Genomic DNA, 11,757 nt, shown 5'->3' with positions numbered 1-11,757 from the left:
TGTGTCATAAGGAATTATGACAAACCGTTTGACAGGATACGTTTTCATGGGGGGGGGCTCCTTTTAAATTACCGGTTTGGCCCCCTACGGGGACCTTTGGGGCAGGTCTTTTTGACCCGGCCATTCCAGAATACCATATTTATGGCTCCTGTCAACAGAGTGCGGTAAAATTCTTCTTCCTCCTTCTTGCGGGACCCCAAACGAAGTTCCAGGGCATATTCTTTTCTGTTTTGCTCTGGACATTTGCTATAAATACCCGTTAATATAATCTAGGTTTTGCTAAGGAGCTATTAAATGAAAAAATCAGCGGTGATCTTTGTATCCCTCTGTTTGGCCGCTCTGGCCTTTACCGGGTGTAAAAAGACCAATTCTGCCGCCGGTTCCGGTGATATCATCATAGGCGGTATTTTCCCGCTTTCCGGGGGAGTCGCCGTATACGGTACCGAAGCCCAAAAGGGGATACTACTGGCAATTGAGGAAATCAATGCCGGCGGCGGCGTGGGCGGAAGGAAGCTCGTCCTTATTTCCGAAGATGATGAGGGCGATGCGGCAAAGAGCGTAAACGCCTTTAGAAAACTCACTGCCCAGAATAAGGCGAAGATCATCATCGGCTCCCTTACTTCGGGATGCACCATAGCGATTAGCTCCTTGGCCCAGACCCAGGGGGTGCTTCTCATGGCGCCCGCAGCCTCCGCCGTAGCGGTTACCGACGCCGGGGGTTATGTGTTCCGGGCTTGCTTTATCGATCCCTTCCAGGGTACGGTGGCGGGTGTTTTCGCCTTCCGGGAAATCAACGCAAAAAAAGCGGCTGTTCTTTACGACAACGGTAACGATTATTCTGTGGGGCTCCAGGAAAATTTTGTCAAAGCCTTTAGCTCCCTTGGGGGAACCGTGGTGGCCAGTGAGGTGTATAACGGCGGAGATGTGGACTTTAACGCCCAGCTTACCCGGATCAAGGCCAGCAATCCCGATATGATCTATCTGCCGGATTATTACAGTACCGTAGCGCTTATCGCCAAGCAGCTCCGGGCTCAGGGGATCTCTGTTCCAATCATGGGCGCCGATGGCTGGGACGGGCTCCAGGAAAACGCCGGGGATGAAGTGCTGAACGGTTTCTTTACCAATAACTTTACCCCCGATTCCACCGACCCCAAGGTGGCGGGCTTTGTTAAGGCTTTCCAGGGGAAGTATGGCGCCCTGCCCGCTTCCTTCGCCGCCTTAGGCTACGATTCCCTGTACCTGATTCGGGACGCTATTGTCAGCGCAGCTACCGCGGAACCCGCTGCGGTCAAGGATGCCCTGGCTAATATCAACAGCAGTTATGTTACCGGCAGTATCCGGTTTGACGATAAGCGGAACCCCATTAAGCCCGCTGTGGTGCTGGAACTCGTCAAGGGGCCGAACGGGAAACTGACCTCGGCCTATAAGACCACCGTTAACCCCTAGCCGGATATTTGTTTCGTCGTGGACACGGGCGTCATTTTTGTACAACAGCTGATAAACGGCATTTCCCTGGGCAGCATTTATGCGCTGATTGCCCTGGGCTATACCATGGTTTACGGTATTGTTCTGCTTATTAATTTTGCTCACGGCGACATACTCATGGTGGGGGCCTATGCGGGTTACTTTGTCTTAACTCGTTTCGGTGTCTCTCCCTTGAGTTTAGCCGCAGCGTTTCTGTTTGCCATGACCCTTTGTGCAGGTCTCGGGGTTTTTATTGAACGTTTTGCTTACCGTCCTCTGCGCACAGCTCCGCGGCTCAATTCACTAATCACCGCCATTGCGGTTTCTCTTATTTTGCAGAACGGCGCCCGGGTATTGCCCTTTATCGGACCAAACCCCAGGCAGTTTCCGCGGCCGGAGGTACGTACCGTTTCTTTGGGTATCGTTTCGGTTTCTAATATACAGATTATCGTAATTTTACTGTCCGCAGTGTTGATGTTTATCCTGAACTATATAATCAACTATACTAAGCGGGGCAAGGCCATGCGGGCAGTATCTTTTGATCTTCAGGCCTCAAGCCTCATGGGGATATCGGTGAACGGCACTATCTCCTTTACCTTTGCCCTGGGCTCGGTATTAGCCGCCGCCGGGGGCATCCTCTTTGCCTGCGCTTATCCCCAGGTAAGCCCCACCATGGGAACCATGCCGGGGCTTAAGGCCTTTGTGGCTGCCGTATTGGGAGGCATAGGTTCCGTGCCCGGCGCTATGTTAGGGGGCTTTATCCTTGGGATTGCCGAAACCATGACCAAGGGCTTCATCTCTTCCCAATACGCGGACGCCATTTCTTTTTCCATTCTTATCGTTATCCTTTTGGTTAAGCCCACGGGGATATTGGGTAAGAAGACCAGGGTAAAGGTGTAATATGAGGGAGCGCAGAAAAAATACGATTATACCCGGTGTATTCGCCCTGGCTTTGGTGTGTATCCCTACGCTGCTCATAAAACTGGATATTATCGACCCCTACACCGCCCAGATCATCACCATGGGCGGTGTAAATGCTATCCTGGCCATCAGTGTCAATACTATTACGGGGATCACCGGGCAGCTTTCGTTAGGACAAGCCGGGTTCATGGCCATAGGGGCCTATTCCTGCATATCCCTTACCCTGGACCTGGGGCTTCCCCTGCCGGTAAGCGTTATTCTCGCAGCATTAGTAACCGCCTTTTTTGGGTTTATCATCGGATTTCCAACACTAAAACTAACCGGAGATTATCTGGCCATCGTTACCCTGGGCTTTGGCGAAATTATCCGGGTAGTTCTTACCAACCTGCGGTCCCTCACCGGGGGCGCCAACGGCAGGCGGTTTACCACCGCCATGACCCTCCGCTTGGATTTGGCATTTCTGGTGGTTGCCTCCAGTCTGGCACTAATACTAATCCTGCTTCAGAATTTTCTCCGTTCCAGCTACGGCAGGGCTATCCTGGCGGTGCGGGAAGACGAAGTGGCGGCTAACTCCAACGGAATCAGCGTATTCCGCTATAAAATGGTCGGTTTTGTGATCGCCTCCTTTATCGCCGGCCTCGGGGGCTGTCTCTACGCCATGGTGATAGGTTTTGTAAAGCCCGACGCCGCTTCCTTTAACCACAGCATCGACTATCTGATCTTCGTAGTCCTTGGGGGCATGGGTTCCATGACCGGATCGGTATTAGCCGCCTATATCCTAAGCTACCTGCAGGAATTCCTCCGCTTCCTTCGGGACTATCGTCTCCTGATCTACCCCCTGATACTTATTTTCGTAATGCTTTTCCGCCCCCAGGGTCTCCTGGGCATGAAGGAACTATCCTTCGTCCGCCTAGTCTCCCGCTTCGCCGCCTTCATCCGCCGCAAAACCGCCAAGGGGGGAGATGTATGAATGAACAAGACCTTCTTCTGAAAGTATCGGACCTCTCAATAGTTTTTGGCGGACTGCGGGCGGTGAGCGGGTTTTCATGCGAACTGCATCGGGGGGAATTGGTGGGGCTTATCGGGCCTAACGGCGCGGGGAAAACCACGGTATTCAATATGCTTTCCGGTATCTATGCACCCACCGGGGGGGAGATCGATTTTTGGGACCGCCATGGGAAGGTGCATGTGGTAGGAAAACTGAGCCCCGCCAAATTGAACCATATCGGCATAGCCAGGACCTTCCAGAATATCAGACTCTTTAATAACCTTACGGTGGAAGATAATGTGCGCATAGCCCTCCATTCCTCCCGGGTGGAAAATCCCCTGGATGTGGTGTTCCGGCTTCCCCGTTTTTATCATGACGAAGGGCAGATGCGGGAACGGGTGGAAGGATTGCTATCACTATTTAAAATAGAGAAGAAAAAGGACGAACTGGCCCGAAACCTTCCCTACGGGGAACAGCGGAAGCTGGAAATTGCCCGGGCCCTGGCGGGCAGTCCGTTATTGCTCCTCTTGGACGAACCCGCCGCAGGGATGAATCCCCAGGAGACCCGGGATCTGATGCGGCTTATCTCTTTTATCCGGAAGGAATTTCACCTGACCATCCTGCTCATCGAACACGATATGCATCTGGTCATGGGGATCTGCGAACGGCTTTTGGTTCTTGATTACGGCAGGATCATTGCGGCGGGGCTTCCCGGGGAGATACGCCGGGACCCGGCGGTGATCAAGGCCTACCTGGGGGAAGACGCCCTCATCGAGGCGGAGGAGGGCGCCCATGGCTGATCCGAAGATCATGCTCGAAGTTAGGGATCTTGCGGTCCACTACGGCGCCATCCGGGCTTTACGGGGTATCTCCTTCGATGTCGCCGAGGGGGAGATTATCACCCTCATCGGTTCTAACGGCGCCGGAAAAACCACCACCCTTCATGCCATATCGAATATCATCAGAAAAACTGCGGGTTCCGTTATCTTTGACGGTAATGATATCAGCGCCGTACTTCCGGACCGCATTGTCACCCTGGGGCTCATCCAGGTTCCCGAAGGCCGGCGTATATTTGCTAATCTTTCGGTGAAGGATAATCTTGAGATGGGGGCCTATGTCCGGAAGGACCGGCCCGCCATCCGCAGTGATATGGATATGGTCTACGGGCTTTTCCCCCGGCTTAAGGAGCGGGTCCGGCAGGTGGCGGGGACCCTCTCGGGGGGTGAACAGCAGATGCTCGCCATGGGGAGAGCCCTGATGTCCAAGCCCCGGCTGCTGCTCCTGGACGAACCCTCCATGGGTCTTGCCCCCATTTTGGTGGATGAAATATTTTTGATAATCAAGCGCATCAACGAGGCAGGAACAACAATACTATTGGTGGAGCAGAACGCCTTTAAAGCCCTGGGAATCGCTTCCCGCGGGTATATTCTGGAGACCGGCCAGGTAATCAAATCCGGTCCCGCGAAATCCCTGATGAAGGACGATGCGGTGAAGGAAGCATACCTAGGAGGACAAAATGATTATTAGCCGTGTGATGACGAAAAACCCCATTACCGTACACCCCGACATGTCGGTAACGGATGTGCGTTCCCTGATGGATAAGGAGCAGATCGGCCACCTGCCGGTGCTGGATAAAAACAACAATCTTGTGGGGATACTCACCAAAAAGGATCTGCTCAAGGCCGGTCCTTCGGGCGCCACAAGTCTGGACATGTACGAGATCAGCTACCTCCTTTCCAAACTCAAGGTGGAGAAGATCATGGTGAAGGATGTGATCACCGTGGAGGAAAACGATGTGGTGGAAGAAGCCGCCCGGGTCATGGCGGACAAGGACATAGGCTGCCTGCCTGTTATGAAGGGGGATCTCCTGGTGGGGATCATCACCGAAACGGATCTTTTCCATGTTTTTGTCAAAGCCTTCGGCGCCCGGCATCCCGGGGTCCGTATCACCCTTCACGTGGCGGAAAAACCGGGGCAGCTGGAAAAGCTGACCCACGCCATCGCCGTCAAGGGCGGCAACATCATCGCCCTGGTCTCTTCGGAAGGTGACGACCTGGATCACCGCCGCATCACCATACGGATAGCCGGTATGAATCGCAGTGATATTGAGGAAAGCGTCAACGCCATCAGCGGTGCGGAACTGGAAGATATTCGATAATATAAGGGAGTGCAAAATGAATGGAAAAGATTTAATTAACGGAAAAACAACCCTGGGCATAGAGCTTGGCTCTACCCGCATCAAAGCTGTTCTGATTGGGGAGGATTACACAACCCTTGCATCGGGGGGCGAGACCTGGGAAAACCGTCTGGAAAACGGCCTTTGGACCTACCACCTGGACGAAGTCTGGCAGGGGCTGCAAAACGCCGTTCAAAACCTGTCCGATGATGTTCAGAAACGGTACGGCGTCCCGCTTTCCACGCCGGAGGCTATCGGTATTTCCGGTATGATGCACGGATACTTAGCCTTTGATAAGGACGGAAAGCAGCTGGCCCCTTTCCTTACCTGGCGTAACACCAATACGGAACAGTCCGCAAAGCTGCTTACGGATGCCTTCGGCTTTAACATTCCCCAGCGCTGGAGTATCGCACAGCTCTATCAGGCAATTTTGAACAAGGAAGATCACGTAAAGGATATTTCCTATTTAACCACCCTTGCCGGTTATGTACACTGGAAGCTGACGGGACAAAAGGCGCTTGGCATAGGTGAAGCATCCGGCATGTTTCCAATCGACAGTAATAGTAACAACTACAATGAAAAAATGGTAAGCCAATTTGATTCCCTTATCGGCGCTTCAAAATTCGCCTGGAAGCTGCGGGATATACTGCCCAAGGTTTTGAACGCCGGTGAAAATGCGGGTTCCCTCACTGCGGAAGGCGCTAAGCTGCTTGACCCCAAGGGGGGACTGGCGGCCGGTATTCCCCTATGTCCTCCCGAAGGAGATGCGGGAACCGGTATGGTGGCGACAAACAGCGTTGCGGTACGTACCGGCAATGTTTCTGCGGGAACGTCGATATTTGCGATGATCGTGCTGGAAAAGGAATTATCCAAGGTGTACCAGGAGATCGATATGGTCACCACACCCTCGGGTAAACCCGTGGCCATGGTACATTGTAACAACTGTACTACGGACCTTGACGCCTGGGTAAAGTTGTTCAGCGAAGTTAATGAAACGGTTGGCGCTAAGGTTGACAAGGGCAGGCTATACGATGTCCTGTATGAAAAGGCTCTTGCGGCTGATCCCGATTGCGGCGGCCTTCTCTCCTACAATTACGATGCGGGGGAGGTGATTACCGGCCTGGAGCAGGGGCGTCCCCTGTTTACCCGTATGCCCGACAGCCGCTTTACCCTGGCAAATTTTATGCGTTCCCTCCTTTTTTCTACCATGGCTACCCTGAAGATAGGTATGGATATTCTTACGGAAAAGGAGCATGTCCGTCTTGATAAAATCCTGGGCCATGGGGGCTTATTTAAAACAAAGCTTGTGGGTCAAAGATTGATGGCGGCGGCGTTGAAAACACCGGTCGCGGTAATGGAGACCGCCGGTGAAGGCGGCGCATGGGGTATTGCGCTCCTGGCGGCCTATATGAAGCAAAAGGAAGGAACCCTTGAAGCTTTCCTGGCGCAAAAAGTGTTTGGGAAGAACTCCGGCGACCTGCTTGAGCCGGATACAAAGGATGTGCAGGGTTTTACCGCTTTTATGAAACAATATACAAGGGGCATTGCGATTGAAAGGGCCGCTGTGGAAAATTTGCAATAAGGGGTACCAATTGCGGTTTCCTAATCAATCTGATATAATTGATCTTGGGAATCGAATTTGCTCACCGTAGAAGGTGTGGTTAAACAAGGTGTATAAAAAAGTATACACCTTGTGGACTTATCAAACAGGGGGAGCTTGTATAACTTTTTTTGTTTCAGTAAAATATAGTATAATTTTAATGGAGTCAGTAGATGGGTGTACTCAGTGTGGTCCTGTTGGTGTTTTTTGTTATTGCGGCGATCCTGCTTATTCTCTTGGTTTTGATTCAGAGCGAAGAAGGGGATAGTCTTGGGGGGATTTTCGCCGGCGGTTCCTCCTCCGCCTTTGGTTCCCGGTCCGGTAATGTGCTTACCAGGGCAACCTCTGTTTTGGGCGGAATTTTTCTGGTACTCAGCCTTGGGCTTGCGCTCTTAAACAGGACCCCCGGCGGTACCGGGGTTGAATCCGCGGGCCGGCAGCTTTCGACCGATGTTGATAATGATTGGTGGCAGGAGAACGGCGGGGCCGGTAATGTGGATTCCCAGCCGGAGTTTCAATTACCCGGACCTGCTACCGAAGCCGATTCTGCGGACTAAGGTCCGCAGACTCCAGTCTGTTAGAATAGGATTTGAGGAGGCTTGATGCTTTTACACGAACTGTTTTCGCCGGAATTTATACTGGTTGATCTGCAAGCCGAGGATAAAGAGGAAGTCTTTGAGGAACTGGTAGACCGTTTTTGTCAGGTTATTAAATCTGATGCCCGGGAGGAGATCCTGGGAGCCCTCCGGGAACGGGAAATGAAGATGTCCACGGGTATCCAGAAGGGTATCGCCATTCCCCACGGAAAGACCAATGCGGTGGATAAGGTCTACGGTATGTTGGGAATTTCCCGGAAGGGGATAGATTACGAAGCCCTGGACGGGAACCCGGTGCATGTACTCTTTATGATCCTGGGTCCTGTGGGGGATTCGGAAAAGCATCTCCGTGTCCTCCAGCGTATGGCCGAACTGTTGGCTAATCCTCAGTTTTTCACGGATCTTGCGGCTCAGAAGGATGTACCGGGCGCTTATGCAATTTTAAAAAAATATGAGGATATTTCTATTACTTTGGAATAATAAGAAAGGGTAAGCGGGTTGGTATTCCATGGGTTCTGATAGCAGTGAACGAGACGTTCACGAACAGGATGTTCGAGAACAGGACGTTTTAAATCATCTTCTGAAGGTTGAGTCCCAGGCTGCGATCCTGGTCGATGACGCCCAAGCTGAAGCGGATCGCCGGGTTGCGGAAAAGGAAAAGGAAAACCGGGCGCGCTGTGACGAGCGGTATAGCCTGGAAGCGGCGGAACTTAATGGGGAGTACGAAAAGGCTGTGCTGGCGGTAAAAGAAGACTATAAACGGCAGATGGAAGCCAACCGGGAGAGTTTAGAGGTCATGCCGGTTCACGGGGATGCATTCTCCCAACTGGCGGAACGCCTGTTTTTTGGAGAGCGTTAGGTGCCCGGATCGGGAGAACGGGCATATGTGTATGCCAAGGCTTGCGGAATAGTGGGGAATTCCTTTATCGGGAAACGCCTCTCCAAGCTTGGCGGAATGACCCGGCTTTCCGAACTGGACCGGCTTATCTTCGGCAAGGATGCCAGGGACCTCCCGGAACAGGAGCTTTTGGTGGACCTGGAGCGCCGGATCATCAACCGTACCGCCCGGCAAATTATCATTATTGTAGATTCCTTTCCCCATCCGCCGGAACTGCTGGTCCGCCTTATCCGGGATTTTGAGTATACCGATCTGAAACGGGTGATCACCGCTGCCGCCGCTGGGGAACGGAACCTGCCCCAGCTTACCGATATCGGCCGTTTTGCTACTATTAATTACAAGGCGTACCCCCATTTCAGCTTGATGCTCAAGGGTACTGAATTTGAATTTCTCCTGGAGGATCTTCTTACCCCGCTGGATATTAAAACCATGGTGATCCAGAACAAACTGGACCACCATTACTATTTCAGCCTCTGGAAGTCCATGCTGAAACTCGCCCCGGCCGACCGGAAGTCCATTGAACAGATACTTTCCGAAGAGGTAAGTCTGCGGAATTCCGCCTGGGCTCTGCGTATGCGGACCTACTACGGTATGTCAGAGGACCAAGCCGGGGAATTCCTGGTTTCTATTCCCGCCTTGAAGGACTACCACTCCCGCTGGCACTTGCGGCGCAGCGCTGCCAGGCCTACCCTGGCTGACGATGCCCAGGACTCCCTCTCCATGGCCCTGGACAGCCCCGCCGACTGGGATCGCTGGCGCTGGGTAAAGTTCCTGAATCCTCACAGCAGCGGCGAAGCCTGGACTGCGGATCCCCGGTATTTCCAGAACGCTGCGGCGGAATATCTTTATACTCTGGCCCGCCGTTCTTTCCGGATCAGGCCCTTTTCCCTGGACATGGTGGCCTGTTTTATTAAGATCAAACTCTTTGAGGAGGATCTCCTGATTAGCGTTGCCGAGGGCTTAAGCCTGGGTATGCCCGCCCAGGATATCCTTAATTTGCTGGGGGTTGCCTCGTGAACATTCACCCGACGAACGTAATGAGGAGGTTCCCCTCGTGATTCGGCCCCGGAAGATGAAACAGGTTGAACTTACCGTCCTGGACCGGGACGTGGACGGTGTAATAGAATATTTGGGCCGCCGGGCTCTGATGCACTTCCCCAAGGAAGCGGGCGATGCTGTTCCGGAAGACCGCTTAGCCGATAAAGGTATTGTCCGCACAGATATATCGGATACCCTGGAAAAAATAAAGGCCTCTGCAGTATATCTTGGCGTGGAAATCCCCACGGAGCCCGATGAATCCAGTAAATTCCCCGGTCCTGATGAGGCCGCGCTTACGGAGAAGATCTGTTCCCGGATAGAGCTTTTGAACGGGAAGGAAAATGAAACCCTCAAGGAAAAGAAAAAGGTAGAAGATGCCCTGAGCGAGGCCAATGCTTTTTCTAACCTCAACGCTCCATTTGCGGATCTGGATCAGCTTTCCTACTTAACCCTGCGCATCGGCCGGCTGGAACCGGAACGGCTGGAGGATCTGCGCAGTAATCTGGCGGACCGGGCGGTGATCATCCCCCTGGGTTCCGGCAAGGATGATGACCGTATCCTGGCCGCTTCATCCCGGAAAGGCCGCTTCGCCCTGGATTCGGAACTGAAAAAACAGGAATTTGTTCCCATCGCGGTTCCCGAAGGCTATAAGGGGGTCCCGGGGGAACTGCTGTCGGGGCTGCAAACCCGCCTTGGGGGTATGGAGGAGGCGCTCAAATCCATTGAGGCTGATAAAAAACAGGTAAAAGAAGAATACGGCCCCGCTCTGGCTGCCCTGCACGGCAGTTTTCTTATGGCTTCCATAACCGAGGATCTAAAACACCGGCTGGCGTCCACCAAAAGCGTCTATGTCCTTTCCGGCTGGGTTCCCGCGGACAGCATGGGGAAGCTGGTGGAGGATCTGGAGAAGCGTACCGAGGGTAGGGTAGGGGTTCGTGCCTTCGATCCCAACGAGATTCCCGAAGTGAGGGACGGGAAAACCAAGGTCCCCGTATCCCTGAACCACGGCGCCTTTGTTAAGGGCTTTGAGGGGGTGGTGTTTTCCTACGGCGCTCCGTTATACGGAACCATCGATCCCACACCCTTGGTGGCCTTCTTTTTTACCATACTCTTCGGCATCATGTTCGGTGATGTGGGTCAGGGTTTCGTACTTTTTCTGGCGGGAATCCTCACGGGCCGCAGGGGTATTAAGGCTCTGTCGAAGTTTAAAAACTATTCTACCCCCCTTATTTCGGTGGGTATAGCATCCATGGTAATGGGCTTTCTTAACGGAGAGATCTTTGCAAGCGAGGAACTTTTTGTCCGTCCCACCAGGGCGCTTACGGGTTTCCTTACCGGTCATCCGGTGGACCGTATCCTCACCCTGATGCCCCTTACCGAAAAGGGCGGGAGCGTAACCAAGCTTTTCTACTTTTTTGGGTTTACCATTGCTGTGGGGATCGTTTTTAATTCCATAGGGTTATTGGTGAATATCGTTAACCAATGGGGGCTTAAAAAATATGAAAGGGCCCTTTTTTCCAAGACCGGTATCTCCGGGCTCCTTTTGTTCTGGTACGCCATCTCCATCGCCATCCGCTGTCTTCTTGGGGGGCGTTTTGCCTGGTTCGACGGCATCGGCCTGGCCCTTCCGGTGTTCTGTATCTTCTTTGGTCCCGTACTGTGGCGGGTCTTTGCCCGGGAAAAACCGGTGCTGGAACACGGGCTTATGGTTTTTATCATGGAAGGATTTGTGGAGATCCTCGAAACGGTTTCCACCTATATCTCCAACACCGTAAGTTTTCTCCGGGTAGGGGCCTTTGCCCTTTCCCACGCCGTGCTTTCTTTTATTATCTTTAAGCTTTCGGAAATGGTGATGACAGCCGCCGGGGGCAGCGCGGGAAGCTTTGCAGGGAGCCTTGGCGGTTCCGCAGCGTTCCTGCTGGTGATGATCTTTGGGAACACCGTAATAATACTGCTCGAGGGAATGATCGTCGCCATTCAGGTTGTACGTCTTCAATATTACGAATTTTTCAGTAAGTTTTTTACCGAAACCGGGGTGGAATTTACCCCCTTCCGGTTTCGCAGGGAGGTTTGATT

The 11,757-nt window shown here is 52.9% G+C and carries 12 protein-coding genes; all 12 read left to right on the top strand.

Annotation, left to right across the window (positions count from 1 at the left end):
• Positions 1-294 precede the first annotated feature (294 nt).
• The 12 genes from LQZ19_RS00900 to LQZ19_RS00845 all read left to right on the top strand — a co-directional run bounded on the left by LQZ19_RS00900 (position 295) and on the right by LQZ19_RS00845 (position 11,755).
• Entirely contained in the window at positions 295-1,446 is a 1,152-nt protein-coding gene (locus LQZ19_RS00900; RefSeq protein WP_411045743.1) for an ABC transporter substrate-binding protein, read from the top strand.
• Positions 1,447-1,464: 18 nt separating this feature from the next.
• A complete protein-coding gene (locus tag LQZ19_RS00895) occupies positions 1,465-2,364 on the top strand; it encodes a branched-chain amino acid ABC transporter permease (protein WP_411045742.1) in 900 nt (299 codons plus the stop codon).
• A gap of 1 nt (position 2,365) precedes the next feature.
• Positions 2,366-3,355 carry a branched-chain amino acid ABC transporter permease gene (locus LQZ19_RS00890; protein ID WP_411045741.1) on the top strand — a complete coding sequence of 330 codons (990 nt, stop codon included), beginning with the start codon at positions 2,366-2,368 and terminating at the stop codon, positions 3,353-3,355.
• Positions 3,352-4,173, top strand: coding sequence for an ABC transporter ATP-binding protein (locus tag LQZ19_RS00885; RefSeq protein WP_411045740.1), 822 nt, complete (start codon positions 3,352-3,354; stop codon positions 4,171-4,173). Before LQZ19_RS00890 ends, LQZ19_RS00885 begins: the two co-directional genes overlap by 4 nt.
• Before the next feature lie 10 nt (positions 4,174-4,183).
• On the top strand, positions 4,184-4,900 hold the full coding sequence (locus LQZ19_RS00880; RefSeq protein WP_411045744.1) for an ABC transporter ATP-binding protein: 717 nt from the start codon (positions 4,184-4,186) through the stop codon (positions 4,898-4,900).
• Entirely contained in the window at positions 4,890-5,531 is a 642-nt protein-coding gene (locus LQZ19_RS00875) for a CBS and ACT domain-containing protein (protein WP_411045739.1), read from the top strand. The genes LQZ19_RS00880 and LQZ19_RS00875 overlap by 11 nt, the downstream gene beginning before the upstream one ends.
• 16 nt (positions 5,532-5,547) lie before the next feature.
• The gene (locus tag LQZ19_RS00870; RefSeq protein ID WP_411045738.1) at positions 5,548-7,131 is read left to right on the top strand and encodes a xylulokinase; all 1,584 of its coding nucleotides are present in this window, start codon (positions 5,548-5,550) and stop codon (positions 7,129-7,131) included.
• A 191-nt stretch (positions 7,132-7,322) separates the two neighbouring features.
• Entirely contained in the window at positions 7,323-7,706 is a 384-nt protein-coding gene (gene secG, locus LQZ19_RS00865) for a preprotein translocase subunit SecG (RefSeq protein ID WP_411045737.1), read from the top strand.
• Between the two features lie 45 nt (positions 7,707-7,751).
• Positions 7,752-8,225 (top strand): PTS sugar transporter subunit IIA, encoded by a 474-nt coding sequence (locus tag LQZ19_RS00860; RefSeq protein ID WP_411045736.1) that lies wholly within the window; start codon positions 7,752-7,754, stop codon positions 8,223-8,225.
• A gap of 28 nt (positions 8,226-8,253) precedes the next feature.
• Complete coding sequence (locus LQZ19_RS00855) at positions 8,254-8,604, top strand: hypothetical protein (RefSeq protein WP_411045735.1); 351 nt, start codon at positions 8,254-8,256, stop codon at positions 8,602-8,604.
• Positions 8,605-9,660: a V0D/AC39 family V-type ATPase subunit gene (locus LQZ19_RS00850; RefSeq protein WP_411045734.1), complete on the top strand. Its 1,056-nt coding sequence runs from the start codon at positions 8,605-8,607 to the stop codon at positions 9,658-9,660.
• 55 nt (positions 9,661-9,715) lie between these two features.
• Positions 9,716-11,755, top strand: a complete 2,040-nt coding sequence (locus LQZ19_RS00845; protein WP_411045733.1) for a V-type ATP synthase subunit I — start codon at positions 9,716-9,718, stop codon at positions 11,753-11,755.
• The last annotated feature ends 2 nt before the right edge of the window (positions 11,756-11,757 follow it).

Origin of the sequence: Treponema primitia, assembly GCF_046533075.1 — a bacterium.
Taxonomy (GTDB): domain Bacteria; phylum Spirochaetota; class Spirochaetia; order Treponematales; family Breznakiellaceae; genus Termitinema; species Termitinema primitia_B.
Note: the sequence above shows the minus strand (reverse complement) of the source record. Positions and strands in the feature narration are given on the sequence as shown.